This is a genomic window from Streptomyces sp. enrichment culture (assembly GCF_964273145.1).
Lineage (GTDB): Bacteria > Actinomycetota > Actinomycetes > Streptomycetales > Streptomycetaceae > Streptomyces.
Window position 1 is genome coordinate 2755396 of the sequence record NZ_OZ186873.1, and the last position, 25568, is coordinate 2780963.

Genomic DNA, 25568 nt, shown 5'->3' on the forward strand with positions numbered 1-25568 from the left:
GGGGTTGGCCTCGGTCACCAGCAGGGGCCCTCGGCGGCTCCCTGGCCGCCAGCGCCCATCCGCGCCACCGCCCGGCCGGGCCGCGGTTCCGGACAGCGTCACGCCGCTCCGGTCCCGTTCACAGGACACGCCCGGTCGTCGGGCGCCACGGGGAAGCGCGCGTCGGCCCGGCCACCGGCCTGCGCTGCCAACGAGTCAGTCGATGTCGGCGAGGACCTTGCCGAGTCGTTCCAGGCCCTCCTCCAGGACCTCCGCCGGTCGTGCGAAGCTGACGCGGAGTGCCTTTTCGGCGCCGAAGACCTCGGCCGGCATCACCAGCGTCCGGTGGTGCTCCAGCAGCCGCTCGGCGATGTCCCGGGAGGAGGACGCGGTCAGGGTGTTCACCCAGGCGAAGGGGGTGCCCTGCGGCGGGACCAGCCGCACGGTGTCGCTGTGCCGATTCGCGAACTCCCGCAGGGTCCGCAGACCGGGTTCCACCAGGCGCCGGTAGCGATCGACGTGCTCCGCGCGGCGCCGCAGCACGAGCTCGGCCGTACGCTCCCAGACCAGGGAGTTCGAGACCGTGGTGTAGCGCTTGTAGTTGACGACTCCTTCGACGACGTCGGCGGCGGCGGCGCACACCCATCCCAGCCGCAGGGCGGGCATCCCGAACACCTTGGACAGGCCCGAGACCGAGATGGCCCGGGGGTGGCGGTGGACCACCGACTCCCCGAAGTCCAGCAGGTACTCCTCGTCGTTGACCACCCAGATGCCCCGCTCGGCCGCCACCTCCATGACGGCCGTGAAGTCGTCGGGGCCGAGCACGCAACCGGAGGGATTCCCCGGGCTGTTGAGGATGATCATCCGGGTGTGCGTTTCCAGGGCCCGTTTCAGCGCCTGGATGTCGAAGCGGGTGCCGGGCGGCCAGGGCAGCACGGTGACGTCGCATCCGATGTGCCGGGGCACCTCCCAGGCCTGCTGCCAGCCGGGGCTGGTGGTGACCACGTGGTCACCGGCCCGGAGCAGCGTGCGGTACAGCAGGTAGAGCGCCTCCTGGGCGCCGTGCGTCACGGCGACGTGATCGGCGGAGACGGCCACGCCGCCGTACATGTCCGCGATCGCGCGCCGCAGCTGCGGCCGGCCGCGGTCGAGGCTGTAGTCGAGCTCCCATTCCGGCTGAATTTCCAGATCGCCAAGGAGCTGGAACTGCACGCCGCTTTCCGCGAGGTCGATGTCGTACCTTCCCTGCGCCTCGTCGAAAAGCCAGTGCTGGATGGCGTACTCGGATATGCTCACGCGCTCGACTCCCTCTCTCTCGTCAAGTCAAAGGTGACCACGACCACGTCCCGGTGGGCAGTGGCGCCGGGGAATTTCGGGGTGATAGGGCTGACATAGTGCACGACCCTGCGGTCATCGAGGTAGAGCGTTTCTCCCGGAGCCATCACCCGGTCCAGTAGCACATCACCCTCTCCATCCCCTTCACGGACGAGCGAGATACCGCCGCTCACGTTCTCGGCGGCGACCACGGTCACGGCGATGCCGTCGAATCCGTCCCGGTGGAAACCTTCCGGAGCGGGCAGACCAACCAGCCCGTCACCAGCGACGATGCGGATCTGGTGACAACCGATGACGAAGTCGTCGCTCCCGATGAGCTTCCGCACACCAGGGTCGCGGACCAGTTCCTCGGCGAACTCACGCACCGGCTTTCCCAGTGGACCGAAGCGCCGTTCGATCCCTCCCGCATAACCGTTCAGATCCTCGCTCTGCAGGAAGGGCGAATCCTCCTGCCAGAGAATCTCGTCGCTCTCGATCCGAGCGGTTCCGAACGCCCGGAAACGAAACGGAGTCTGTGACTTCACATACTCGTCCGGAGGCAGGCTGTTGAAGCTCAGGACAAGCTCGTCCGATATCTTTCCGCACACATTGAAGAGAGCCAGACGCATGCATGTGCTCCGCATTCCCCGACGAATCCGAACGACGATGTTCGCCGAGTCGAACACAGTGCGATCCGAGGGGTCAAGATTTGAGCGCGCCGACCGCCGGCCGCCCCTACGGCACCTCTCCCGCCATGGCCGGAAACCGCAGTCCCGCTCCCGTTAGAGGCAAGCCAAGCTTGACAAACTTCCAACTGTCAAGGAGTACTTGCCTCATGACTCTTCCCGACCTTGACGACCTCATCGCCGAAGTGGACCGGACGTGTGACTCAGCCCACCGCCCCGGCGGGCAGGACCAGCCCGACTGGCTTGCGCTGCTGACGGTGGCCGCTGGCATCTCCGGCCAACTGCAGGCGCTTGCCGACGACTTGGTGGAGGACTACGTCGAGCACTGTCGCATGCACGGCGTCTCCTGGGCGGACATCGGCGCGGCCCTCGGCGTCACCCGGCAGGCGGTTCAGCAGCGCTTCCACGCGCCGCACAAGCGGTACACCCCGGAGATGCTGACCGAGGGCCTGCGACAGGCCATGACACACATGAAGCGCGCCGCCGTGCAGCACCGCAACAACTACCTCGGAACAGAGCACCTGTTGTACGGCCTGACCGCGGAGGAGGACGACGTCCCTGAGAACACGGCAATCCACCTCCTGCGCGCGGTGGGCGCCTCGCCAGAGAAGATCCACCGGGCGGTGGAGTCCCGGCTCAGCTGGGGGGCCTCTCAGGCGGCGGAACGCATCGCGTGGACTCCCTTCTCCCGCAAGGCCATCGCCATCGCGGAAGAACGGGCGACACAAGGGGGGTCCTCGGCGCTGATCGACTGCGATCACCTGCTGCTCGGGCTCGCCCAGATCGGCCGGGGCTTGGCCGCGACAATGCTGAGCGAGGCCGGCATCACCCTGGAGGTCCTCGAAGAGGCCGTCGTACAGGGCAGGTCGGCCGTCGACTCCCCCCAGGGCATCTGAGGCCGCGGACCGTGCCGACCCGGCGCAGGGGCGGTCAGGCCGGCACGAGGTGCGGCGTGGTGAGGACCGACAGGGTGGAGGTCCACTCGGGCTGATACTGCCCCGCTCCACCCTGTTCGGGGGCCGGCGTGCGCCCCAGGTGCAGCGTGGTGAACCCCTTGCGGCCGAGGTCCGCAATGAGGTACCGCAGCAGGGCGTGGTCCGGGGCGAGGTGCCGGTGCCCGGCATCCGTCACCGGCACCAGGGAGTAGCAGTGGCGGCCGCGCGTCAGGCACAGCCGCGCCGCGACCACCGTGTCATCGACCGCCAGGGTCGCGATGAACGTCTTCGTCGCGTCGAGCCGGCGCAGGACAGATCTCCAATGATCCAGGTCAGACACCGGTCTCGACCCGGAGAACAGGGGGTCGTACCAGCGCGGCGCACGCAGGGCAGCCATGACGGCATGGGCGTCCAACAGGGCCTGGGGGTGGTGCGTGCGGGCGTACGTCACCCGCTGCTGCGCGGCGGCACGATCCCAGGCACGCTGCCTCCGCTGGTGCTCCCGCCGGGTGGAGCGGGACAGAGCGGCATAGACGAAGGGCAGGCGCACGCGGGCGTACTTGGTGTCGACGTGGTTCCACCCGGCACTCTGGGATATCTGCTTCAGGGACCGCCCCAAGCCGCTGGTGGCGAGGACGTCCGTCATGCTGACGCTCTCGCCCTCCTCCTCGGTCAGCAGCATCAGATGGAACACGAACGACGCCGCGACAGCGGGGTCATCCGCGTGCGGGCCCACGGGCCGGATGCATTCGGCGTACGGCGCCGAGAGCGGGACGATGCGTGTGTCGGCTCCATCCTCGTGACGGGCGAGAGCCAGAGCGGCGAGCGGTCTTCCCGTCGGCGACGTCGCGACAAGGATGACGGGTGTCGTCGTCGGGGCGAGGTGCTGCGCCCAAGCGATGAGCCAGTCCGGCGATTGGAACGGCGTGGCGGCCGTATCCCTGGCGTACAGCTCCCGCCAAGGACCGCCGAGGAAGTCCATGGCCTGCGAACCGGTGTACATGCATAGGGCGTGACTCATGGTCGTCCTCTTGCCGTTCTGTACGTGGGGGGTTGGCCGTACGAGGGGGCACGAATCGTGAAGGGTCCGGCTTCAGACTGGCGTCATCACCGCAGCGGGGCTTCGCAGTGGACGGGCACCTCTGGTGTGACGGGTGAATGGCGCCCGGAGCGGGATGAACCCGCCTACGGCTTCACCCCCGGCAGCATGGAGTTGCTCATGCGAATGTGAAGCGCCTCCTCACCTGGGCGTACGGGGTAGGTCCGCGCGGCGATCCCGGCCGCGCCCTTGATCACCGCGTACGCTCCGACCAAGCATGGCTGAGTTCTTGGCGAAGCGTCCAAGATATTGGCACCTGGCCTCAGCCGGGGTCAACCAGAGTGAGGTGTGGTCCAACAAGTGCCGCAGAGTGACGGCTGTACCATCCTGAAGGCGCAACAGGCCGAACTGGCGCAAGGAGCATGGTCATGAAGCCAGAGGGTGACCAGGAACAGCAGCGCTCATTGGCTGAACGTTTGAACTCGCTGTTCGCGTTGGTGCGATGGACCGACGCGCACGGTCGGCAACGCGAGTACTCCACCGCCGAGGTGGCCAAGGCAGTCACCACTGACCCGTCGCATCCGACGACCCTGTCCCGGAGTTATCTGGCGATGTTGCGCAACGGGTCGCACGCCAACCCGACGTTGAGCGTGCTGGAGGGTCTTGCCAAGTTCTTCGACGACCACCGCTCGCCGGGAACACCGCCGATCACGGTGCAGTGGCTGGTCGCGCAAGAGGATCCCGAGGACGAGCTCCTGCGGCAGCGACTTGCCGATCATCAGGTACGAGCGATCGCGATGAGAGCGGGTGAGATGACCCCGGCCATGCGCAAGCAACTGCTGAAGATGATTGAGATCTTCAACCAGGACGGCACCCCCGATCCCGACCTTGGAGAATGAGAAGGGAAACCATGGTCGTACGCGAACGTGAGCTCCGCCGCCACTGCAGACATCTGCTGCGGAAACTCGACATTCAACCTCCCCTGCGCGTAGACGAGTTGTGCCGCAAGCTCGGTGAACATCTAGGCAAACCCATCCGGCTGATTCCCTGGGCGCTTCCAGTCCCGGGCCCGTTCGGACTCTGGATGTCCCGTCGGGACGAAGAGGTGATCTTCTATCAGGAGGAAACCACCCGCGTTCACCAGGATCACATCATCCTGCATGAGGTAGGCCATATCCTCGCCGATCACCAGGATGACGGTGACATAGGCGACGATCTCCCTGATCTTGGCCCGGAATTCCCTCACGACTTGACCACACGAGGCTTTCGTCGTACCTGCTACTCCGAGGACTACGAGCGCGAGGCCGAACTGATAGCGACGATCATCCAGGAGTGGGCGGTGATCATCGACTACATCACTCCCCGTGCACCCGAGGACCCAGCTCTCGGTCCGCTGCGCTCCGCACTGAGCCCCCAGTGGGGGTGGATGTAATGTTCCAAGTGCCTCTGATCGCCTTGCTGAGCATCGGGGTGCTCTGGAAGGGCATCGACCTGGCACGCGCCTCCCACGACAGGGTGCTGCGCTTCCTCGTCGCCTCCTTGCTCATGCTGCTGTGCGGAGAAGTACTCAGCCTTCCCGAGGTCAACGGGGCGATCGACGCCGCCACGGCCGTCGGCGTCGGCAAGGTGGCGTTCAACGGAATCTACATGTCGGGCCTGTTCTCCCTCATCCTGTTCTTCACCTCCTCTGCGCGCAGCAAGAACGGCTCATATCGTCGGCAGGTACGGACCAACGCCAGCCTCCTCGCCGGTGCCCTGATCGCCCTAGCGATCTCCATGGCCGCCACACCTGCGACGATGCGAGGCCACTCATTGGGCACCCCATACATGGCGGAGCCGACCATCGCCTCGTTCTACATCATCGGGAACGCCTACTTCGTCTACGCCTATCTAGCCTCCGCGGTCTGGGCTCTGCGCTACGGGCGCAAAGCGTCCCGGCACCTCGGACTCGGCTTGTGCACCATGGCCCTGGGACTCCTCGGACTGACCATCACCGCAGTCAACCGGATGATTCTGGTGATTCTGCGCATCGACAAACCCGGGTCGCATGAGGCGTTCAATACGGTGAACTGGTCCATAACCGACTGGGCCATGGGAATCGTTCTCATTGGAATCTGTTACTCGGCCTGCGTTCAGTTGATCACACGCCTGCGGTCGATCGTGCACCACCGCCGCATGTACCACGAGCTCACTCCTCTGTGGACGGCCCTGACCACCGCCTACCCAGAACTCGTGCTCAACCGGACACCAGCCGGTTCCAACTGGGATCGTCTCCGTCAGCCCGGTACCCACGAGCAGCGGTTCTATCGTCGGCTCATCGAATGCCGAGATGGACTGGTGCGCCTTAGTCCCTACGTGACGCGCGTCGCGCCTGATGCCGATCTCGCCCATGGCCCGGCCGATCAAATCGCTCGGCACATCACCAAGGCACTGGCGCTGAAGCAGACTAGCGAGTCTCCGCATACCGAGTTGTCCGCCGCTCGGATCGCGTTACCGGCCAGCAATGACCTGGGCGCCGACGCCCGTGAACTCATCGCCGTATCCCACGCCCTACGCGAGAGGAAATCGTGAACAAGGTACTGATCACTGCGGATCGTGTCATCGCCGGGCCTGCGGACCAGGTGATCGTCGACGGCGCCGTGCTCGTCGAGTCCGGCGTCATCGCCGCGGTCGGTCCTGCCACCGAGTTGGACGCGTTAGCGGATACGCAAGTGCCCCGGTTGCGGTGTCCCGGAGCGACAGTGATGCCCGGAATGATGGACTGTCATGTCCACCTCGCCTTCGATGCGGGTCCGAACTTGATCAGCGCAGTGGCCGATGCCAACCCGGATGAGCTGTCCACCGCTATGGCGGACCGTGCCCGGCAGATGCTGGCAGCAGGAGTGACGACCGTACGCGATCTCGGTGACCGTGACGGGCTCACCGTGGCGTTGCGTGCCTCCATCGACTCCGGGATCACAGTCGGACCCCGTATCGTCGCGGCAACCGCACCATTGACATCACGCGGCGGTCACTGCGGCTTCCTCGGCGGCGAAGTGACCACGGATGAAGACATCCGAACACAGATTGCCCGCAACGCGGCAGCCGGAGCCGACCTGATCAAGGTGATGGCCTCTGGCGGCGCGCTCACCCCGAACGGTCCACGCATGTGGGAGGCGCAGTTCACACCCCGCCAACTGCACCTGATTGTCGAGGAAGCGACACGCCATGGCCTCCGAGTGGCCGCTCACGCTCACGGCACTGAGACCATTGGTCATTGTGTGGCTGCTGGCGTCCAGACTATTGAGCACTGTTCCTGGCGCACCGCGGAGGGCATCGTCTACGACCCAGCGATCACGCAGCGTATCGTCGACAACGACATCTCCATCTGCCGCTGCGTCTCCGGGGACTGGCAACTATTCCTTGAGCAGATGGGGCCTGAACGCTCAAAGGCGATGATCGAGGTCATTCAGGAGATGCGCGAGGCCGGTGTCCGGTTCATCGCCGGCACAGACGCCGGCGTGCCGGGGGCACGGTTCGACGACTACGTCGGCATGCTCGAGTTCTTCGCCTCGCTCGGCTTCAAACACGCCGAGATCCTCGATATGGCCACTGTCAACCCCGCCCATGCCCTCGGATTGTCCGATACCGGCGCCTTGGCGCCCGGCATGCGCGCCGACCTCATCATCATCGATGGCAACCCCTTGACCGAATTGGCCGCCCTCCGCCGGATCCAACATGTCTTCACGGCGGGCCGCTCGGTCACCAAGTGAGGGGTGCTCGACGGGGCCTGTCACCGGGCAGTGTTCAGGCCCGGGCCCTCATGGACGGCGAATGACACACCATGACGGTGGTCTCCGACCGCGTCCCGGACGCCGCCCCCACCGGAGGATGATGTCGAGACAGGTGATGTTCGCGTAGGCCCTGGCCTGGAGGAGTGGGACTCGAGCTGTGGACATGGGAGCCCAGAGGCGGATGACCGGCTTCACCGTGCTCACCGCGCAGCAGCCCAACCGTGGACTGACTCGGTGACAAAGGCGGTTCCAGTCGGTCGACCAGCGGCTGAAGATGCTGGAGCTGTCGGGATGCGGAGGCGAAGTGATCACGCGCCGCCCTGTCCTGTCACCTCGACATCGTCCTGAGGCTCGCGCTCTGCTTCAGGCACGGCCCAACACCATGCAAGGTACTTCAAGTCGAGACAGTGCCGGGACAGGCCCTTCGACACCGTCGTCACCCTGACCCAGATCTCAGACCACGTACTCAAGGTGCTCGGCGCGGCCACCACCGATCAGGCGGTCGCCGACCGCTCGCGCTGCCAGAGAAAGCCTATGCCTACCTGGGGGAACCCTCTCGATTGTGCCCGACGAGACTCTGCCCTGCCTTCGGCATGCACCCTGTCGCCACAACCTCACCTCAGGCATCGAAATCGCGAGCGCGCTGTGCATCCGTCTTGATCCAGCTCTCTCGGCAGTCTTTCGCCGTATTGCTTAATCCTCTTTAGTTTTATGGGCAAGGTTGGCACATGGCGGTGGGCCTGCCGTCGCCGTACGACACGTATGAGGAAGGCCTATGGATGGGTCGTGGCCCCCGCGCCTGGGCCTGGGCGACCAGGTGCGGTTCGTGGGTCGAGCTTGGGTGGTGGCCGGTTTCGACCACGGCTTCGTCCAACTGACAGAGCCGCTGGGCAACATGGTCAGCCCCAGGGTTGCGGAGCTCGTCCTGTCCACAGACTTCGAGGTTCTGACACGAGGCCCTCGTATTCCTTCGGTCCCAGTCCCGCCGGCGACCGAGGCAGTCTTCGCCCAAGCCCGTTGGTGGGAACGGCACATCACGGAAGTCATCAGCGGTCTGCCCCTCGGATCCGCCCCCGATGCCCTGCCCCGCGCTGAGTACGATCCCGCAGTCCGCTCGCTGAGCGAAAGGGAAGCAGCCAAGGCCGCCGAACTCACGGCAGCGGGGGTATCCGGTGTATCCGCGCGCACCGTGCGGCGCCGTCGTCAGCGATACCAGGCGGAAGGGATCGACGGACTGGTCGACGGGCGAACTGTGCGCGAGCCGGCTCCGGGCGCACGCCAGGACCCACGTGTTCTGGAGATGCTGCTGACGCTCATGACGGACGACGCCCGGTGGGGGCATACCGCGTCGGCCGAGGAATACCGACGGTCCGTGGGTCGCATGCTGGACACACAATACGGCACTGGCGCGGTACCGTTGCCCTCACGGTCCACGTTCCAGCGGCTGGTGAAAGCAGTACGTGACCAGCACGGCGGTGCAGACGGGATCACCGTGATCGACGAGAACGGAATCAGGCTCTCCCGGCCTGGCGAGCGCGTATACGTTGACACGTTCGAACTGGCACTCCCCACGCACCTCGCCCGCCGCTCTCTTCAATCAGTGCGGATGACGGTCGCGGTCGACGAACTCACACGGATGATCTGCACCTTGATGGTACACACGTCCCAAGAGGAGGCGGACGGACCGACCCTGCTGGCCCGTCTGTGCAGTCCACCTGCTCAGCGTGGAGCGCACCGGAGTGGTGATGAGCGCGTGGCCGTGCCGCTGATCCTGCCTGAGTCACTGGTGTTCGACAGGTTGCGGATGCGCCGGGGACACGAGTTCCTGGACGAGTGCCACGCCACAGGCATCCGGATCGAGAGGCGCCGCCCGGTGGACAAGGCAGCCGGAGAGCGCATCACCCGCAGACTCGTCCCCCTCTTCAGCACGGAGCTGACGACTCTCACGGGGGACCCCTCCCATGACGACGTCTCTCTCATCAGCTGGTTGCAGGATCGGGCCGAGCAGTGGGTGGAGTCGGTCTGGCAACACCAGCCCCAGTGGGGGCTGCAGGCGACAGGCGGCCGCCGCCGACATGCGACGCCCTCTTCGGCGTACGAGGCCTGTGTCGCCAGGCTCGGATGGGTGCATCTGCCACTGGGCAGGCACGCGGTGGAGCGCCTTCTGCCCAGCGTGACCCGTCACGTGACGGAGAGGGGTGTGCTCGTCAAAGGGCGCCGCTACTTCCACGCCAACCTCGCCTCCTTGCGGTCAACTGGCCCCGTTGAAGTCCGATTTGACCCGTACGACACGCATCAGGTGTGGGTGCGTAGGAGTGCGGATGCCTGGTTGCAGGTGCCCCTGGCCACGAACGGCTTGGGGCCACCGCCCTCCATGCGGGCCTGGGGGAGCACCGGCATCACGCACCGTTCCCTGCGGTATGTCCCCGCTCGCGAGTCGTCGCTTGAGCTGGACTCGGTCCAGGAACGGCTGTCCTATCACGCTCAACTCCCTGTCCTCCGCACACCGTTTCTCCAGGAGGTGCTCCTGCTTGGCGCCCGGCTCGCCATGCTGAACCAGACTCCCGCAGGAGGCAGGCAGGGGCTGTTGATCACTGGGCCGCCCCGCAGCGGAAAGACCACTGCCCTGAAGGAACTGGGGCGGCACTTCGCTCAGACGGCCTTCACCGGTCTTCCGTCCGGCCCGGCCGCTTACCTGCGCCTTCACCCGGCCGACAGTGACCGGACGGCACTCCTCCGACTGGGGAAGCTCGTCGGCCTCCCTCCTTGCCCAAGCAGGACAAGCACAGCCGCCGTCTCTGAGGCGTTACAGGAAGCCCTGGTCTCATCGGAAACGGGGCTGGTTCTGGTGGACGACGCCCTCGCCGAAGTCCCAACGTCCCGGAATTCACGCGTGGTTGATGCGCTGCGTTTCCTGGCCGACCAGGTCTCGGCCCTCTTCATCTATGCCGCCTCGGGCACCGCGGAGAACCCGTTCGCGTCAGCGCACGAGGCAGGTCAGGGACGTCTGGCTCATGTGCAGGCAGCCCCTGTACCGTACGGTCCGGATTGGGGACACCTGGTCGATACCCTCGACAAGGCCCTCCGCCTGCGCCATCACCAGCCCGGCTCCCTGCTCCGGCTGGCGCCGGCACTACACCACAGGACTGGCGGCTGGGCAGGAGCCCTGGCCCACCTCGTTCGCTCTGCCTCCATCGACGCGATCCTCTCCGGGCGTGAGGAGATCACTGAACGGGGCTTCGACTCCATCACCGTGTGAAAGGCAGGGCATCACTACGCCGCAGGACATGGCAGTCAGCGTCAGAGACCAGGTTTGATGAGCAACCCCGGATGCTGATGACGCTTAAGCCTTGCATTCGTGCACCATCGGGGATGTGGCCGTGTCCCTCTAGCTCTCTGTGTTCGGTGACGGGGAGAGGCGGCAGGTCTGTCTGGGCGCAATACCGATCGTGTGCCCGCCATCCCCGACCGGATCTGATCGTGTCTGCCCTCCTCTGCCATATGGGCAGACGACCTGCCTTACCCACCTCTACTGTGGCTCCCATGAGTCAGCTCGAAGGCCACCTGCCCTCGGCGGACTGGGTGGCTCAGGACCTGGAGCAGATGCTCCGCGAGTGCGACGCGCTCATCGAGTCCCACGAAGAGCAACTGCGCCGGCTGCGCGAGTCGATCGCCGAGCTTGAGGTGGAGCTCGAGCTCGCCCGCGGCAATCGGGACGAGGCCAGCCGTGTTCTGGAAACCCTGCGTGCGGCCGTGCGGGAGGGCCAGCAGCTGCGTGCCACTCGAACCCAGTCGCCCAGTTCGCACCTGCGCGTTGTCCCCGACTCAGGGAAATCGCCCATGCCTCCCGCCGATTCCGAAACCGGTACGCCCGAGGCCACGCAGCTCCCTCCCGGAAATCGGGTCATCCTCGGGGGAGCGCGATCCGTGATCATCATGAAGGTGATCTCGACCGACGGCCGGCGGGAGTGGAGCGCTCGGGCAGTCACCGAGGCCCTCGGCGAACCCGCCGATGCCGTACGCCGAAACCGCTCCGTTCTGGACAATCTCTGCAAGCGCGGCGTGCTGGCCAAGAGCGAGAGGACCAACCGCGAGGGCAACGGCAAGAACGTCTTCTACCGGCTCGCGGCCCCCTGGCAGGCCGCTTGACCCCAAGGCGACGTGGCCTGAGAGTCCGAAACCCCAGCTACAACTTCACAGCAAATGACCGCCGCCGCGTCTGGCCTCTTGGTTGGTAGCCCTCTGGCCTGGACACGGCGGCGGTCAGCGCCCTCAGGTCGCCGTCCTCGACGCTACCCGCTTCCGGTAGCGCGCACCGGGCGTTCGGCCAACTCAACCGCGAAGGGTCGAACAGCCATGCCCGAATGCCCATTACGTTCTAGAGCGGCGTTCGTCGCGTTCCGCCGTGCCACCATCCCGCTGCCGGGTGATCCCCTCGGCCTGCGGCTGCACCTTGCGCCCACTCTCGTCCCTCGGCCACTCCAGGTGATTGGGCCAGAGCGGTTCCCCGAGAGCACCCTCCAAATTGGCCACGGTGAGCAGGTCGGGCCACACGGAGCCGGCCAGCACGTTGGAGATCACCTGCCGATTGACGTCACTCGCCTGGGCCAGCGCGTTGGCGCTGATCTTCTGGCGCTCCATGGCCTCCGCGAGTGCGCGGGCCACCGCCTGGGCCACCTGCGCCCCGAGATGGTGATCCATCACGGCGTACGGCCAAAGGCCGTCGACGACGTATTCGCACGGCTTCTGGGCACGTCGATTTCCTCCAGGCATGTGAACAGTGTGACGGAGCGGCCGACAAGGTGCGCCCCACCCTGGATGATGCTATTCAAGTGGCAAGAGCCTGTGAGTGTCAACACCCGCGTTCGTGCGCGGGAAGCTCGCGACGTCTCCAGGAGCAGGGCCTGCGAGGAAGGAGTCAGGCGGTGACGCACACCCGCCGGAATGCCCCCGCGCCGCCGGGAAAGCCCCTTCCGACGGACCGGGTCCTCGCCCATGAGCATCTGGCGATCACCCGGGCGTCATGTGCAGCCAAAGGCCCCTTCACAGCACGCGATCTCGAGAGCGTCACCGGAGTCCCGGCCCGCCGCTGCGGGCTCGTCCTGGCCTTCGTGCGCGCTTACGGGCTCGTCGAGAGCGCGCCGGGACGGAGCGTCTATCGGCCTACCGAAGCAGGGAAAAGAGCGGCCGGAGCCTGGGAGACAGGCGAGGGGAAGGGCCTCCGGGCGCTGCGCGAGGCGTGGAAAACGTCCTGGTTCGCCCTGTGCGCGAGCAGACGCCTGGCCCAGGGCCCCGCGCTAAGGATCGGCCTCGTGAGCAAACTGATGACGCTCTCCAACGTCGCAGAGACACAACGCCGCAAGGTGGAAATCCTCGTCGACCTCATGGTGGCCGTCGGCATGCTGCACCCCGAGGACGACGGTTACCTGCGCTGGAACGAGAACACCGCCATCCCGAAGCCGCGCACCCAGCCCCGAACGGCAGCCGCCGACTCAGTAGCAGCCGGTACGTCTCTCGACCCCCCGGACGAGAACGCGAAGCCCGAGAGCCCCATTCCGCCACCACGCCCGCACGCCGACGCGCCGGCTCCCCACACCACGAACGAGGACCTGATCCGTCTGCTCAGCCCACCGATCCTGCTCGCCGACCTGGCCCGCCTGTCCGCCGAGGACATGGTCGCCCTGCACGGTCACCTCCACGGGCTGGCCACGATCCTCGCCAAGCTGAGGGGGCCGTCGATGACGTAGGCCGTCGCGCGAACAGCAGGTCCGGCAGCGCCGCATCCCTTGGCCGGGTGGCACTGCCGGACCCCCGCCTCCACCACTGGTACGCGCGGCACAGCCGCGCGCTCGAGGGGCTTCGGCATGCCCTCGCACAGGGCAAGGCCCACGGTAGCGGGCGCGCGCCCCTTCACCGCAACACTGCACCGCGCGCCTGTCCGCGCGGCCTGAAACGGGAAGGTGCCCGTGGCCAGGACGAAAATCAAGAACGCTCTCCTGTCCGTCGCCCGCGTCTGGCGGCAACGCGCCGCCGCCGGCGAACTCAGCCTCGAGACCGTCATCCTCTACACCCAGATCGTCGAACGTCTCCTACGCTTCGCCGAGGCGCAGGGCGTGACCTACCTGGACGACGTCTCCGCCCAGCTCGCCTCGCACTTCATCGATGCGCCAGGACATGACCGTCACCGGGGCATTATCCTCAACCCGGCCGGCGGCACCCGCCGCCAGCGCCGTTCAGCCCTTGAGGCGCTCTTCGCAGAGGCACGGGCCCTCGGCCTGACCAAAGCGGCCCCGCTCGTCGACCTTCCGCCAATTCCCCGGAGCCCCCGCAAGCGGGGAACCGAACTGGCCGACCAGGACGTGCAGTTGCTCCGCTTCCACGCGGAACGCGGCATGCCGGCCACGCGCCACGCAGCCCTCCTGGCCCTGCTCCTGGCCGGACTGCACACCGCGGAGATCGCCGCCGCGACAACGGACGACCTTGACCTCACCGAAGCCGAGGTATGGACGAACGGCGCCACCCGAACCCGCGGCCGCAGCTGCCACCTCGACGAGTGGGGAGTACGGATGCTGTGGCTGCGCCGCACCCACCTCCTGCGCGACACGGAAGCAGGACCGCCGCCACGCCTGGTCGCTACGGCTTCATCGGCATACCGCTCGCAGGCCAGCGTCTGCTCCGGATTCGGCGACATCGCCCGCCGCAGCGGGCTCGCCACCCGTGAGCGCAGGGTCGAACCCAAGGACGTCACCCGCTACGTCGCCCGGGCCCTCCTCAACGAAACCGGCCAGCTATCCGAGGTCGCCCGCCGCCTGGGGCTGTCCTCCCTCGACGCCGCCGCCGCGCTCGCCGGCCACCGGTGGAATCCTGAGGACGAAGGCGGCGAGGTGGCGTGACCACGGCCAAGAAGCGCTCCCGCCGGACCAAGGGGAAGAGCACCAAGGGCCGGGACTGGCTGGTGGGCCCGATCCCCGACGACGTCTTCGGTTCCGCCTCAGACCCCGCGCCTCAGCCAGGCCCCCAAGCGCCCCCACTTGCGATCGACGAGCGGTTCGAGTATCTCCTGAGCAATCCCGACCTGTTCGAGGCGGTCCGGCAGACACTGCCCGCCCGGGAACCCGGCAGCGTCGGACGCCCGCCGGGATACCCGCCCTACATCTACTTCGTCTTCCTCTGCGCAATTTCCGTCTTCGGCTCGGCCCGAAGCACAGCACGACATCTCCAACGCGATCTCTGATGGAACCCGGTACGCGAAGCCGTACGCAAGCACCTGGGGTCAGGAGAAGCAGATTCCCTCAAACCAACCGGCCCCAGCCTGAGCCAGTGGAACTACTTCTTCAAGAACCACCTCAAAAAACACATGGGTGCCGTGCGTGACGCAAGCCGGGAACTGTGGATCCGCCAAGCCCTCGACATGGGCATGATGGCGGAATCAGGGTCACGCGGAAGCTGGATCCGCCCCGAGCGCGACCAGGTCCTCCACGGCGACGCAACAGTTGCTAAACCGCCCTCCAAACACACCCGGCACGAAACCGTGGACAAGGAAACGGGAGAAATTCGACGCCACCGGGTAGACCCAGACGCCAGCAACACCACCGAGGGTGGAGGGAAGCCGGTTTACGGAAACAAGTTCCTCTCCCTAGCCGTTCGTGTAGCCCGCACTCCGCACAGTCGTGTCATCTTGGCCCTGGAATCCGTCCGCACCAAATCGAGAAAGCGCGACCCTGAGCGGGAAGACGAAGGCACCGCCGTGGTGCGTCTCGTCCGCCACCTCCTGAGCAAAGCGCCCGGAATCCGCGCATTCACATACGACACCGCCCTCCGTGGCGTCCATCGAGCCCCTCTGATCGCTGATGGAATTGTCGTTTTCACCCGCCAACATGGCGGGCTTAAACCTCATCCCCTACAGCGTTACGAAAAGCACTACAAAAACGGCAAGTGCGGCCACGATCTCTATGCCACCGAGGGGCGGGTCTGCGAGCGCCACTTCACGGTGGACGGCGAGACATACTATGCGCCCCTTCCCGTCGAAGAACTGGAGCGCCGAAAGCAGAATAGGAGCCGCTTCTACCACCGCCTCGTCATCCCCTGCTCGCGCGGTGATCACGAATTCCGCATCCGCGTGGACGAAACCAGAGAGGACCGCGAAATCGACCCGTCTACCAAAAAGCCGCGCTTCAACCGGGCCGAACATCTGAGGCAGATCCCACCCGCCACGCCAGCTGGTCGCCGACTTCTGGGATTCCGGCAGGACAGTGAGTCGAACCACTCCCGCTTCGACCAGGCATACCCACACGAACGAGTCCCCGCCTACGGCGCCAACGCCGGCCTCCTGATCTACATCGGCTACGCCTGGGTCAACAACTCCATCACCCGGGCCCTGGGCCAGAAGCCGCTCGGCCTCGCTGCCTGACCCCACCACCCCGAGGGCTGACGCCCGTACCGGAGCCTCCCACACCGAGGCCATCCGCCAGATCTGACCTGCCACCCGCGGCCAAGATGACCAACCTTCCAGCCGTCGCAGCGCCAGCCGCTACACTGTGGGCGGTGGCACAGCTGCAGGCCAGCCCTGCCACCGCAACACTGCTGGGAACGCGTCTGAGGCCCGCATCATTTGGGCGCTAATTTCAGACACGTTTTCAGACAGATCCCCGCCTTCGTAGCTCAGGGGATAGAGCACCGCTCTCCTAAAGCGGGTGTCGCAGGTTCGAATCCTGCCGGGGGCACAGGAAGAAGGGCCAGCTCAGGAGGGGTTTCCTCCCGGGCTGGCCCTTCATCGTGTTCGAGGCCGTGCCACACGCGTGCCACTAGAGTCCACACGGATGCCACATCTCCTAGCCGGACGCCCCTCCCCCGCCGTCGCGGATCATGGCCCCGAGCCGCTCGGCGATGGCCCGGTCCCGGTCGCTGGTCATGTGCTGGTAGATCAGCGCGGCCCGCGAGCTGCTGTGGCCCATCCGCGTCATCAGCTCCCGCGTGCTGGCCCCGGCCGTCGAGGCCAGCGTGTTGCCCGTGTGCCGCAGATCGTGGAAGTGCAGCTCGTCTGTGACGCCCGCGGCCTTCCGGGCCTTGACCCAGTCGTCGCGGAAGTTGCTCCGCCGCAGCTGCCCGCCCTGCGGCCCGAGGAAGACGTGCCCGTCGCGGCCGGGAGCGGCGAAGTGCTCCAAGTGCTGCGTGACCGCGTCGAGCAGTTCGGCCGGGAAGGAGACAGAGCGCACCCCAGCCGCGGATTTCGGTGCCTTGTCGAAGAGCCGGCCGTCCTGCAACTCGGCCTGAGCCCGGCGCACGGTGACTGTCAGCCCTTCCAGGTCGACATCCCGTCGCCGCAGGGCCGCCAGCTCCCCGAACCGCAGGGTGGTGAAGGCCGCCAGGAGCACGAGCAGCCGGTAGCGCGGCGCGATGGAGTCGGCGACGGCAAAGACCTCCGCCACCGTGAGGACCGGCCGCTCGGGCACGTCGTAACGGTCCGCGCCCTTGATGCGGCACGGGTTGCGCCGGATCAGCTCGTCGTCCACGGCCGTGTTCATCAGGGCACGCAGCAGCTGGTACGCCTTGACGACCGTCGGCTCACCGACGCCGGCCGCGAGGAGCTTTCCGCGCCAGCTGCGCACCCGGGCAGTCGTCACGTCGGCCACGCTCCCGGCCCCGAAGGTGGGCAAGATGTGCAGCCGCATCACCGACTCGTTCCGCTCACGGGTGCGATCGGCGAGCTTCCGGTCCCGCAGCCATGCGGTGGCGTACTCCTCGAAGTTGACCGCTCCGGCGTCCGGGTCCGACCACTGCCCGCGCGCGATGTCCGACTCGATGTGCGTCAGGGCGACCTGGGCATCGGTCTTGGTCGCGTACGTCTTCTCGGCCGGACGCAGCTGCCCCGTTTCTGGATCGCGGTAGCGGACCTGCCAGCGCCCGGACGGAAGCTGCCGGACCGAGCCGAAGCTTCGGCGCTTTCCCTTCCTGTTGGCCATCAGGCAGCCCTCCGCAGGGAGCTGTACTGGTGCCGGTGGCCGATCGGCTGCACCGTGTTGGCGTCGATGAAGGCGTTCAGAGCACTCTCCGGGATGCGGACGTGTCGGCCGACCTTGACGAACACGATGCGTCGCTCGGCGATCAGGCGGCGCGGGAAGCGTTCCGTAGTGCCGAGGAGTTCGGCCACCTGCGCCACGGTGAGGTAGCGATCAGCCACGGGTGGGCTCTCCTTCCGTTCCGGGGGCGGGTTCGAGGGATGCGGCCAGCCAGGCTTCGGTGTCGGACAGGCCGGTGCCGGCGAAGACCCAGTGGGCGAGGACATATGTCGTGTCGGGCTCGGGGCCGTTCGCCACCGCTGCGGTGGCCTGTGCGCAGCGCCATGCGGCGCGGGCGTCGCGGAGGGCGCCGAGGGTGGTGGAGTAGCGGCGGGACTTGGTGGAGAAGTGGCCGCGGAAACCGAGCATGTGAGCCCAGGCGCGCAGGCGGAGGTGTTCGAGGTCCTTGCGCGCGCCGAGGGTCCAGGCGGTGCGGATGAGGCGGCGGGCGTGGTCGCTGATGTCGAGCTGGGCCAGTTCGGCGGCGAACTTCAGCGGCCGGTCGAGGGCACCTGTCGCGGTCTCGGCTCCCTTGGTGGCGTACTTGGCGATGTAGGCGGCGACGGCCCGTTCGGTCAGCTCCTGGCCGTCGTCGAAGTCGGCGGAGCGGATGGTGCGGACGTCGAGCTGGCGGCCGAAGGTGAAGGTGTGGGCGCGGCCGTCGATGGCCGGGCTGTCGACGCGGACGGCGGCGGCCGCGGCGCGGATGGCGTCGGTCAGCAGCTCGGCCGTGGCCCAGGCCGGGGGCGGGGTGTCGCCGCCGCCGGGGCCGTCGAGGCGGATGACGGCGTGGAAGTGGACGGCGCCGCGCTTCTGGTACTCGGCGACCTTGGCGAAGGACACACGGGCGTGGTCGCGGAAGGCCCGTTGCGTGAGGCCGGCGCGCTTGGCGACCTCCCGGCGCAGGTAGGTGGAGAAGCGCCGCCAGAGCGGACCGGCGTGCGCGTTCCAGAGGACGGCCGCTTCGTAGTCGTAGGCGTCCGGGTCCAGCGGGGTGCCGAGTGCGGGGTCGTCCTGGTCGTGGCGGATGCCGCAGCGACAGGGGCGGACGGTGCCGGCCGGGCCGGTGGGGCGGTTGTGGACGGGGCCGAAGCTCGGGGCGGTGAAGGTGGCGAAGACGCGCGGGTGGGCGGCGACGTGTTCGGGGACGCCCTTGCCGCCGCGCAGCCCGGAGGTGATCAGGTGGAAGGTGTCGCGGCGGTAGACCTCGGCGCAGGCCGCGCAGCGGGTGGTGCGCCGGTTGTTGCAGCGCACGAGGAGTTGTCCGGCCGGGAGGTCGGCCGAGTCGAGGTGGTGCAGGACGCGGCCGATCTCGCCGGTGCGGGTGTCGACGGCGTACTCGGTGCGGTGGCCGTCGAGGCGGATGGGGGTGGTGCAGCCGCCCAGTCCCGAAAGCTGGCGGAGGATACCCGGCAGGGTGCCGTGCTGGGCGAGCCTTGCGAGTTCCGGGAGCGGGGGCGGGGTGGTGCGGGTGAAGATGGCTTCTCTCCTTCTGGCTGGATCGGTCAGGAGGAACGGGACCCCGGGGCGGCGGATGCTTGGCGGTGTCAGGCCGCCCCGGGAGTCGTGCGCCGTATCAGCGCCGCCGCTGATCTCGGAGCAGAGAGCGCAGGACCACGGCGGCTACGGCCACGGAGACGGCCGAGACGGCGACGACGGCCAGGAGCGCGGTGAGGACCACCCCGCCCACGACCACGGCCGCGACCGTGCCGGTACCGATCGGGACCGGCGGAAGCGAGCGCCGTACGGGCGCCGGGCCGGCGGGCGTGTGGGAGTGGGCGGGCGGCGGCGTGGGGCTGTCGGGGTACTTGGGCAGGAACACGGCGGAACTCTCCTCATCTACTCGTCTAGGCATGTGAGCTGTTGATGACGTCCACTCCGGAGCGCGTGCCGGACTCGATGGCGGGCGCGAGGAAGGTGCGCGAGAGCCAGAAGCCGAACAGGGCGATCAGGACGACGATCCAGACGCGGATGCCGAGGAACTTGACCGCTCCCCAGGCGAAGAAGCCGAGGACGACGACCAGCGGCAGGCTGACGGTCACGGTGTGCGGGTCCTTTCAGCGGACGGGACAGCGGTGGGTGCGGGCGGCCAGCTCGGCGGCGGCGCGGCTGTCGTAGTCGGCGGAGAAGCCGCAGCGCGGAGCCGTGCAGGCGGCGGTGTGCTTCTCCCGGCCGCGGCCGTCGTACGACGTGCCGACCTGTACCGGGCCGATGCGGGTGACGGAGCGGAAGCGGCGGTGGGCGGTCATGTGGTCTCCCTTCAGAGGCTCAGAGGCTCAGGGTTCAGAGGTGGGCGGCGATGGCTTCGGCCATGGGGGCGGGGACGCCGAGGCGGGCGCGCAGGGTCGGGGTGTCGATGGGTGTTCCGGTGCGGGTGTGGTGCTCGGCGGCGACCTTGCGGGCGTGCTCGACCAGGGCGGCCGGGACGGCGACGGCAGGGCGTACGGGTGGCGCTTCCACGGCGGCCGGTCGCGTGGGCGGCTCCTCGGGTGAGGGTTCGGGGTTGTCCTCCTGGCCCTCGATGTCCTCACCGTGCTCGGCGGACTCGGCGGACTCAGTGCTTCCGTCGGCCCTCGATGGCGTGGAGTGGGCGAGGAGCGTTCCGCCGAGGAAGGCGACCGCGGGCCAGCCGGCGACGAGGATGCGCAGCCAGGTCGGGACCTGGTTCATGTCGAGCAGGCCGGCGGTGGCGACGTTCGCGCCGAGGGAGGCGGCGAGCGCGATCAGGAACCAGCACCACCCGGCCGCTTTCGCGTCGCCGGACCGCAGTCGGCGCCAGGCGGCGACAAGCAGCAGGTCGACCGAGACGGGATAGGCCCACGCCTTCCACCCGTCCTGCCCGGCCGCCGCGGCGAGGTCGTGCAGGTGGGCGAAGGACAGTGCGGCGGCGATGACCGCTTGGACGAGCACCGCGTCGACGCGGGCCAGGTGGGCGCGCATGCTGCGGCTCCTTTTCGGATTCGGGCAGGGGAGGGGTAGGGACTTGGCGCGAGGCGGTCACGCCGACCGGGCGGGGAAAGGGCCGGTCAGTCGGTCACCGGGCGCGGCTGGACGACCGGCACCGGGGTCTCGACCGGCCGTACGGGCTTCTCGGGCCGGAAGGGCTTGAGCACGGGCAGGTCGGGCGCCAGGTGCGCCGACGCCCGGCAGATTTCGGCGGCCTCTCCGAGGGAGAGGTACGGGGTGCGGATGCGGGACCAGCCGCCGGAGGTGTCACCGGCCACGGCCAGGCCGGGCCGTTCGGGGGCGATGGCGCAGGCGGCTGTGACCGCCTCGGGTGCGATGTCGCCGAGTGCCATCTTGGCGGAGGCTTCGTCGTTGACGCGGTGACAGACGCGGCCGGTCAACTGAGCCCGCAGCATGGTCGCTCCCTTGCCCAGTTCGGCGCCGAAGCGCTGCCCGCAGACTTCCAGGTAGATGCCGGCCGCGCGGCCGAGCTGGGCGAGGCGGATGAGCTGGGTGACCATCTCGTCGCGCCGTTCCTCGTCCTTCTTCGTGGCGATGAGGAAGAGTTCGGCCACCTCGTCGACGAACAGCACGACGGGCACCGGGCGTTCATGCTCGGGCAGGCCCCAGATGTCGGAGGTGATGTTCTCCGCCGGGGTGTCGGGCGCGATGCCCTGCCGGGCCTTGATCAGGTCGTATCGGTCCTCCATTTCCTTGACGAGCACGGGCAGCAGTTCGGCCGCCTGTTCCGGGTCGGTCGCCAGCGCCGACAGCCGGGCGGCGAACGGCGCCAGCTCCACGCCCCGCTTGCAGTCGATGCCGACCAGGGCGACCGGCTGACAGGCCAGTCCCGTGATCAGGTGCCGCAGGTACATGGACTTGCCGGACAGCGTCGCGCCGAGGGTGAGCTGATGCGGGATGGTCCGGTAGTCGCGCACGAAGGGAGTCGCGTCCTCGCGTAGCGCCACCGGCACCTTCAACAGCCCCGCGTCGGCGTTGCGGGGCATCCGCACCCGCCGCAGCACGTCGAAGCCGACGAGCCGCAGTTCGACGACACCCGGCTTGACCGTCTTCACGTACACGGCGTGGACGCCCCATGCGTGCCGCAGCCGTTCGGCCGAGGCGGCGACGTCGGCGGGTTCCTGCCCCGGAGCGAGCCGCAGACGGAGCCGCAGCCCGGTCGAGGTGGGCCGGATGATGCCCCGGCGAGGCGGCACGGGCCGGACCTCACGGCGGGTAGTGGCCCTGACCGCCAGGACCCGCAGCCGGGACGGTGCCATGGTCAGGCCGCACGCCTCCATGACCGAGCCGTACGAGCCGAGCAGCCGGGCCGTGGATATCGGCAGGCCGACCGCGGACCGTAGACCGCCGGATGCTTGGCCCGGGCGTAGGCAGCCCCGCCGCCGAGCGCGGCGAGGGGGCCACCCACTTCCAGGAGCGTCGTCAGGTCGGCCATCAGGCGGCGGCCCCCGCGGCGGCCGGGAAGGCGGCCGGGGTCACGGCGGCGGCGCGGAAGGCGATGCCGTGCCGCTGCTGCCCGTTGAACACGGACTCCCACGGGCGGGCCACCAGCCCCGGCAGCGAGACCGGCGAGCCGAGGACGAGTCCTTCGGACACGCCGCTCTCCGGAACCGTGACCTTGATCAGCGACGATTCCCCGTCCTCGATGTAGACGACGCCGATCGTCATCAGCGCCTCACCGCTGACGGCGTCCTTGGCGACCTCCCCCGTCTGCCGGTCGCGGACCTTGGGCTCGGGCGCCTCGGTGAGCAGGATCGTCGCGGCCGAGGTCTCCACACGGATGGTGCGCAAGTTCTCTTCCCATCTACTCGTCTAGACAAGATGCAGCCTGCGAACCCGATCTCCGGGTTCGCGCGGACCACCTTGCCACACAACTTGCCCACTCGTCTATACGAGTAAGCGTGTTGGGGTGTACGAGTTCGGAGAAGCGTCCCCGCGCACCACCGCTGATCACGCGATCAGGTCGCCGGGAGCTGGTACGACAGCACGTACGCATCCGCCGCCATCACCGTGTCGCAGACCTCCACGGCCCGCCCCTCGGTGTCGTACGCGGTCCGGATCAGGTGGATCACGGGCACACCGGAGGCCAGCCGGAGCGTCTTGACCTCGGTCGGCGAGGGCATCCGGGCGCGGATCTCCTCCTCGAAGTGGTCCAGGCGGTGCCCCAGCTCTTCCAGCCGGGCATAGATGCCGCCTGGGCCGGGGTTGGGCTCGGCGATCGGCGTGCCCCGCACGATGTCGAGCGGCAGGTACGAGGTGGCGAACTCCACCGGCCGGCCGTCCAGCAGATACCGGCGCCGCCGGGCGAGCACCCGCCGCACGGACCCGAGCCGGGCGGACACGTCCTGGCTGGCCTTCTCCTCCTTGACCTCCAGACTGTCCACCTGGGGGTGACTGCCGGCCGCGTCCGCCTCCACGATGAACGCGGATTTCCCCTGCTCGCGGTGGCGCCGGGCGAACCGGTCGGAGGCGAGCCGCCGTACGGGCGGCCGTGGTCGCACGAAGACGCCCTTGCCGTGTTCGGCGTGCACGAGCCCTTCCCCTTGGAGGATGGAGAAGGAGTTGCGGACCGTCATCCGGGAGACGCCGTAGTGCTCGACCAGCTCGGCCTCGGAGGGCAGCTTCTCGCCCTCCTTGAAGCGCCCGCGGTCGATGGCCTCGCGCAGCTGGTCGGCGATCTGCCGGAAGACCGCGCGATCGCTCGTGGGGTCGAGATCGCCGAGCAGGCCGGACGGGAGAGAGGGCATCTGTACTCCTTTACGTATCTAGACGAGTGAGCGAGTGTTGTTGCTACGGTGGAGAGCCTAGCCAGCCGAGAGGGCCGAGGACCGTGAGCACAGAACGCCCGCACTCCGTGAGCGTCGCCGGAGTCATCGTCGACGCCCAGGGCCGGGCCCTCCTGATCAAGCGCCGTGACAACGGCCACTGGGAACCCCCGGGCGGAGTCCTCGAACGCGAGGAGACCATCCCCGAAGCCCTCCAGCGCGAAGTCCTAGAAGAGACCGGAATCAAGATCGCGCTTCCCGCGACCCTGACCGGCGTCTACAAGAACATGAAGGGCCTGATCGTCTCCCTGGTCTTCCGCTGCGAGGCCGCCGACGGCACGCCCACCACCGGAAACGAGACCCGCGCACTGCGCTGGGCCACCCGTGAGGAAGTCATCGAACTCGCCGACGAGGCGTATGCGATCCGCGTCCTGGACGCACTCGACGCAGCAGCCCCGCCGGCCGTCCGCGCCCACGACGGCGTGAAACTCGTCTAGCCCGAACCCGCTGCACATGGCGGCCTACCAACACGAAGGAACTTGTATGCACGAGTATACGAGTACAGCCCGGGTCTGGGGACTGTCTTGCCCAGGTTTCCCGGAAGAGGTCAGCCGGGCCCGCCGCTGGACGCGCGACATCCTGCGCGGATCTCCCCTGGTCGACGACGCCGAGCTGATCGTGAGCGAACTGAGCGCGAACGCGATCCTCCACACGGCCAGCGGCACGCGGTCGGGCAGCTTCCACCTGGCGCTCGCGGTCTCCCCGCGGGTGGTCGCCCTGTCGGTCACGGACGAGGGAGGCACCGGCGCGGCCCCGAAGATCGAGCACCAGGACGAGCAGGCCGAGCACGGCCGCGGCCTGGGCATGGTCAGCGCCATCGCTCACCGGGTCGTCGTCCACGACAGCCACGGCGGCCACACCGTCACGGCGGAACTCCTCACCGAGGCCGACGCGACAGGAGGCCGCCCGTGCTGACGTCCACTCCCCCCGAAGCGCCGGCCACGGGCAGCCAGCCCCTCCCCTGCCACTGCGAGGCCGCCGCCTACCCCCTGCACGACATCCGCGCCATCCCCCTGGGATCACACGACGCCGCAAGCCCGCGCCTGGCCCTGCGCTGGTTACGAGAACGCACGCGCCACATCACGGACCAGCTCGACACCGCATACGCCCAGCCGGGCCTGTACTGGCTGACGGACGAGCCCGAGCACGAACGAGCCCTCGCCTACCTGACCGCAGGCACGGGCTACCAACTCACCCTCTACGACGACACCACCCGCTACGTCCTCGCCGCCTACCCCACCGGAGCAACCGCATGAACGGGCCCACCCGCGGCTACTGGTGCGAATGCTGGACCAAGGACACAACCACCACAGCAGGGCCGGCACTCCGGGCATCCTTCGCCGCCCACTCGGCACCCCAGGCAGACCGGTGGGTCTCCATCGCCCTGCGCACGATCTCACCAGCACTCGACTCCGACGCCTCGGACGCAGCGTGGGCATGGCTGTACGAGGAACGCATCGAGACGCGAAGAGCCCTCCTGCGCTCCGAGCCCTGCACCGTGACCATCAAGCACGCCGACGTCCACATCACATGGACGATCCGGCCCGTGATCTTCCTTCCGCTCACACACAGGGAGGGTTCTGAACCCTCTGCATGTGCGCCCGGCTTCGAGCTCTACGCCACAGGCGCCACAGACTGAGTTACAACTTTCTCTACGGGTTCAAGGCGGCTCGCTCCGCTCACCGCGCGCGGCCCGGCCCCCGGCCGGGCCTGCGCTCCTGTCTCCGCCCCGCTCCAGCCCGGCCGGCGTCCGTGCCGCGCGCACAGCAGTCAGCCGTCTGACGTCAGAGAAGGGGTACGTCGTGGCTGGGGCGGTCGGCTCCACGGCTTTAGGCAGCCACTTTGGCGCGAGCCTCGCAGCTCATGGCCCCCACGTCGTGCTTTAGCGGGCAGGTCCACAGACTGCCCGACGCGCCGAAAGCTTACGGGGCCATGATCACTCGCGCCAAAGCAGCTCCAGCCCAAAGCCGCTCCGCCGACCTCTCGCCATCA

Annotated in this window: 29 protein-coding genes, 1 tRNA gene and 1 pseudogene; 16 read left to right on the forward strand and 15 right to left on the reverse strand. The window is 68.0% G+C overall.

What is annotated here, in order from left to right; genetic code table 11:
• Positions 1–195 precede the first annotated feature (195 nt).
• Positions 196–1275, reverse strand: a complete 1080-nt coding sequence (locus tag ACSU6Z_RS12285) for a pyridoxal phosphate-dependent aminotransferase (RefSeq protein WP_437045218.1) — start codon at positions 1273–1275, stop codon at positions 196–198.
• Entirely contained in the window at positions 1272–1922 is a 651-nt protein-coding gene (locus ACSU6Z_RS12290; protein ID WP_437045220.1) for a 2OG-Fe dioxygenase family protein, read from the reverse strand. The genes ACSU6Z_RS12285 and ACSU6Z_RS12290 overlap by 4 nt, the downstream gene beginning before the upstream one ends.
• Positions 1923–2128: 206 nt before the next feature.
• On the opposite strand from ACSU6Z_RS12290, the gene ACSU6Z_RS12295 reads away from it, so the two are divergent.
• Complete coding sequence (locus ACSU6Z_RS12295) at positions 2129–2875, forward strand: Clp protease N-terminal domain-containing protein (protein ID WP_437045222.1); 747 nt, start codon at positions 2129–2131, stop codon at positions 2873–2875.
• Positions 2876–2909: 34 nt separating this feature from the next.
• Here the strand turns inward: ACSU6Z_RS12295 and ACSU6Z_RS12300 are convergent, their stop codons facing one another.
• The gene (locus tag ACSU6Z_RS12300; protein WP_437045224.1) at positions 2910–3917 is read right to left on the reverse strand and encodes a GNAT family N-acetyltransferase; all 1008 of its coding nucleotides are present in this window, start codon (positions 3915–3917) and stop codon (positions 2910–2912) included.
• 464 nt (positions 3918–4381) lie between these two features.
• On the opposite strand from ACSU6Z_RS12300, the gene ACSU6Z_RS12305 reads away from it, so the two are divergent.
• The gene (locus ACSU6Z_RS12305; RefSeq protein ID WP_437045226.1) at positions 4382–4852 is read left to right on the forward strand and encodes a hypothetical protein; all 471 of its coding nucleotides are present in this window, start codon (positions 4382–4384) and stop codon (positions 4850–4852) included.
• 122 nt (positions 4853–4974) lie between these two features.
• On the opposite strand, the gene ACSU6Z_RS12310 is transcribed toward ACSU6Z_RS12305, so the two are convergent.
• On the reverse strand, positions 4975–5199 hold the full coding sequence (locus ACSU6Z_RS12310; RefSeq protein ID WP_437045228.1) for a hypothetical protein: 225 nt from the start codon (positions 5197–5199) through the stop codon (positions 4975–4977).
• Positions 5200–5202: 3 nt separating this feature from the next.
• Here ACSU6Z_RS12310 and ACSU6Z_RS12315 point away from each other — a divergent pair, with 3 nt between their 5' ends.
• From ACSU6Z_RS12315 to ACSU6Z_RS12335, 5 genes are all read left to right on the forward strand, one after another.
• Complete coding sequence (locus tag ACSU6Z_RS12315; RefSeq protein ID WP_355535177.1) at positions 5203–5385, forward strand: hypothetical protein; 183 nt, start codon at positions 5203–5205, stop codon at positions 5383–5385.
• An 8-nt stretch (positions 5386–5393) separates the two neighbouring features.
• On the forward strand, positions 5394–6524 hold the full coding sequence (locus ACSU6Z_RS12320) for an MAB_1171c family putative transporter (RefSeq protein WP_437045230.1): 1131 nt from the start codon (positions 5394–5396) through the stop codon (positions 6522–6524).
• A complete protein-coding gene (locus ACSU6Z_RS12325; protein WP_437045232.1) occupies positions 6521–7705 on the forward strand; it encodes an amidohydrolase family protein in 1185 nt (394 codons plus the stop codon). Before ACSU6Z_RS12320 ends, ACSU6Z_RS12325 begins: the two co-directional genes overlap by 4 nt.
• Positions 7706–8570: 865 nt before the next feature.
• Positions 8571–10985, forward strand: coding sequence for a Mu transposase C-terminal domain-containing protein (locus ACSU6Z_RS12330; RefSeq protein WP_437045233.1), 2415 nt, complete (start codon positions 8571–8573; stop codon positions 10983–10985).
• A gap of 284 nt (positions 10986–11269) precedes the next feature.
• Positions 11270–11875: a hypothetical protein gene (locus ACSU6Z_RS12335; RefSeq protein ID WP_437045235.1), complete on the forward strand. Its 606-nt coding sequence runs from the start codon at positions 11270–11272 to the stop codon at positions 11873–11875.
• Positions 11876–12097: 222 nt separating this feature from the next.
• Here ACSU6Z_RS12335 and ACSU6Z_RS12340 read toward each other — a convergent pair whose 3' ends face one another.
• On the reverse strand, positions 12098–12427 hold the full coding sequence (locus ACSU6Z_RS12340) for a helix-turn-helix domain-containing protein (RefSeq protein ID WP_437045237.1): 330 nt from the start codon (positions 12425–12427) through the stop codon (positions 12098–12100).
• Positions 12428–13038: 611 nt separating this feature from the next.
• On the opposite strand from ACSU6Z_RS12340, the gene ACSU6Z_RS12345 reads away from it, so the two are divergent.
• From ACSU6Z_RS12345 to ACSU6Z_RS12365, 5 genes are all read left to right on the forward strand, one after another.
• On the forward strand, positions 13039–13473 hold the full coding sequence (locus ACSU6Z_RS12345; protein ID WP_437045239.1) for a hypothetical protein: 435 nt from the start codon (positions 13039–13041) through the stop codon (positions 13471–13473).
• A gap of 219 nt (positions 13474–13692) precedes the next feature.
• A complete protein-coding gene (locus ACSU6Z_RS12350) occupies positions 13693–14619 on the forward strand; it encodes a hypothetical protein (protein WP_437045241.1) in 927 nt (308 codons plus the stop codon).
• Positions 14616–14960 carry a hypothetical protein gene (locus ACSU6Z_RS12355; RefSeq protein ID WP_437045243.1) on the forward strand — a complete coding sequence of 115 codons (345 nt, stop codon included), beginning with the start codon at positions 14616–14618 and terminating at the stop codon, positions 14958–14960. Before ACSU6Z_RS12350 ends, ACSU6Z_RS12355 begins: the two co-directional genes overlap by 4 nt.
• A gap of 132 nt (positions 14961–15092) precedes the next feature.
• Entirely contained in the window at positions 15093–16136 is a 1044-nt protein-coding gene (locus ACSU6Z_RS12360; RefSeq protein ID WP_437045245.1) for a hypothetical protein, read from the forward strand.
• Positions 16137–16376: 240 nt separating this feature from the next.
• Positions 16377–16449: transfer RNA gene (locus ACSU6Z_RS12365), tRNA-Arg, on the forward strand.
• 108 nt (positions 16450–16557) lie between these two features.
• On the opposite strand, the gene ACSU6Z_RS12370 is transcribed toward ACSU6Z_RS12365, so the two are convergent.
• The 10 genes and pseudogenes from ACSU6Z_RS12370 to ACSU6Z_RS12415 form a co-directional block, all read right to left on the reverse strand.
• Positions 16558–17688 (reverse strand): tyrosine-type recombinase/integrase, encoded by a 1131-nt coding sequence (locus tag ACSU6Z_RS12370; protein WP_437045247.1) that lies wholly within the window; start codon positions 17686–17688, stop codon positions 16558–16560.
• On the reverse strand, positions 17688–17906 hold the full coding sequence (locus ACSU6Z_RS12375) for a helix-turn-helix domain-containing protein (RefSeq protein ID WP_437045249.1): 219 nt from the start codon (positions 17904–17906) through the stop codon (positions 17688–17690). Before ACSU6Z_RS12375 ends, ACSU6Z_RS12370 begins: the two co-directional genes overlap by 1 nt.
• Complete coding sequence (locus tag ACSU6Z_RS12380) at positions 17899–19200, reverse strand: replication initiator (RefSeq protein WP_437050275.1); 1302 nt, start codon at positions 19198–19200, stop codon at positions 17899–17901. Before ACSU6Z_RS12380 ends, ACSU6Z_RS12375 begins: the two co-directional genes overlap by 8 nt.
• A 160-nt stretch (positions 19201–19360) precedes the next feature.
• Positions 19361–19606 (reverse strand): SpdD protein, encoded by a 246-nt coding sequence (locus ACSU6Z_RS12385; RefSeq protein WP_437045251.1) that lies wholly within the window; start codon positions 19604–19606, stop codon positions 19361–19363.
• Positions 19607–19631: 25 nt separating this feature from the next.
• A complete protein-coding gene (locus ACSU6Z_RS12390; RefSeq protein ID WP_437045253.1) occupies positions 19632–19826 on the reverse strand; it encodes a hypothetical protein in 195 nt (64 codons plus the stop codon).
• A 15-nt stretch (positions 19827–19841) separates the two neighbouring features.
• Entirely contained in the window at positions 19842–20033 is a 192-nt protein-coding gene (locus ACSU6Z_RS12395) for a mobile element transfer protein (protein ID WP_189214718.1), read from the reverse strand.
• Between the two features lie 34 nt (positions 20034–20067).
• Positions 20068–20724, reverse strand: coding sequence for a DUF2637 domain-containing protein (locus ACSU6Z_RS12400; protein ID WP_437045255.1), 657 nt, complete (start codon positions 20722–20724; stop codon positions 20068–20070).
• Positions 20725–20810: 86 nt separating this feature from the next.
• A pseudogene (locus ACSU6Z_RS12405) lies at positions 20811–22186 on the reverse strand (FtsK/SpoIIIE domain-containing protein).
• Entirely contained in the window at positions 22186–22542 is a 357-nt protein-coding gene (locus ACSU6Z_RS12410; protein ID WP_344603116.1) for an SCO3933 family regulatory protein, read from the reverse strand. The pseudogene ACSU6Z_RS12405 and the gene ACSU6Z_RS12410 overlap by 1 nt, the downstream one beginning before the upstream one ends.
• 167 nt (positions 22543–22709) lie before the next feature.
• Positions 22710–23498, reverse strand: a complete 789-nt coding sequence (locus tag ACSU6Z_RS12415) for a GntR family transcriptional regulator (RefSeq protein WP_437045257.1) — start codon at positions 23496–23498, stop codon at positions 22710–22712.
• Positions 23499–23605: 107 nt separating this feature from the next.
• Between ACSU6Z_RS12415 and ACSU6Z_RS12420 the strand changes: the two genes are divergently transcribed.
• Genes ACSU6Z_RS12420 through ACSU6Z_RS12435 form a run of 4 tightly spaced genes read left to right on the forward strand, consistent with a single transcriptional unit; the run spans position 23606 to position 25215 of the window.
• Positions 23606–24013 (forward strand): NUDIX hydrolase, encoded by a 408-nt coding sequence (locus ACSU6Z_RS12420; protein WP_437050277.1) that lies wholly within the window; start codon positions 23606–23608, stop codon positions 24011–24013.
• A 46-nt stretch (positions 24014–24059) separates the two neighbouring features.
• Positions 24060–24491, forward strand: coding sequence for an ATP-binding protein (locus tag ACSU6Z_RS12425; protein WP_437045259.1), 432 nt, complete (start codon positions 24060–24062; stop codon positions 24489–24491).
• Positions 24485–24832 (forward strand): hypothetical protein, encoded by a 348-nt coding sequence (locus ACSU6Z_RS12430; protein ID WP_437045261.1) that lies wholly within the window; start codon positions 24485–24487, stop codon positions 24830–24832. Before ACSU6Z_RS12425 ends, ACSU6Z_RS12430 begins: the two co-directional genes overlap by 7 nt.
• Entirely contained in the window at positions 24829–25215 is a 387-nt protein-coding gene (locus ACSU6Z_RS12435; protein WP_437045263.1) for a hypothetical protein, read from the forward strand. Before ACSU6Z_RS12430 ends, ACSU6Z_RS12435 begins: the two co-directional genes overlap by 4 nt.
• Positions 25216–25568: the final 353 nt, after the last annotated feature.

Bases quoted from the DNA above. Each gene is read 5' to 3' on its own strand.
- ACSU6Z_RS12335 (WP_437045235.1), top strand. From the start codon at position 11,270: ATGAGTCAGCTCGAAGGCCACCTGCCCTCGGCGGACTGGGTGGCTCAG.
- ACSU6Z_RS12370 (WP_437045247.1), bottom strand. From the start codon at position 17,688: ATGGCCAACAGGAAGGGAAAGCGCCGAAGCTTCGGCTCGGTCCGGCAG.
- ACSU6Z_RS12400 (WP_437045255.1), bottom strand. From the start codon at position 20,724: ATGCGCGCCCACCTGGCCCGCGTCGACGCGGTGCTCGTCCAAGCGGTC.
- ACSU6Z_RS12340 (WP_437045237.1), bottom strand. From the start codon at position 12,427: ATGGATCACCATCTCGGGGCGCAGGTGGCCCAGGCGGTGGCCCGCGCA.
- ACSU6Z_RS12295 (WP_437045222.1), top strand. From the start codon at position 2,129: ATGACTCTTCCCGACCTTGACGACCTCATCGCCGAAGTGGACCGGACG.
- ACSU6Z_RS12435 (WP_437045263.1), top strand. From the start codon at position 24,829: ATGAACGGGCCCACCCGCGGCTACTGGTGCGAATGCTGGACCAAGGAC.
- ACSU6Z_RS12415 (WP_437045257.1), bottom strand. From the start codon at position 23,498: ATGCCCTCTCTCCCGTCCGGCCTGCTCGGCGATCTCGACCCCACGAGC.
- ACSU6Z_RS12395 (WP_189214718.1), bottom strand. From the start codon at position 20,033: ATGACCGCCCACCGCCGCTTCCGCTCCGTCACCCGCATCGGCCCGGTA.
- ACSU6Z_RS12305 (WP_437045226.1), top strand. From the start codon at position 4,382: ATGAAGCCAGAGGGTGACCAGGAACAGCAGCGCTCATTGGCTGAACGT.
- ACSU6Z_RS12290 (WP_437045220.1), bottom strand. From the start codon at position 1,922: ATGCGTCTGGCTCTCTTCAATGTGTGCGGAAAGATATCGGACGAGCTT.
- ACSU6Z_RS12425 (WP_437045259.1), top strand. From the start codon at position 24,060: ATGCACGAGTATACGAGTACAGCCCGGGTCTGGGGACTGTCTTGCCCA.
- ACSU6Z_RS12300 (WP_437045224.1), bottom strand. From the start codon at position 3,917: ATGTACACCGGTTCGCAGGCCATGGACTTCCTCGGCGGTCCTTGGCGG.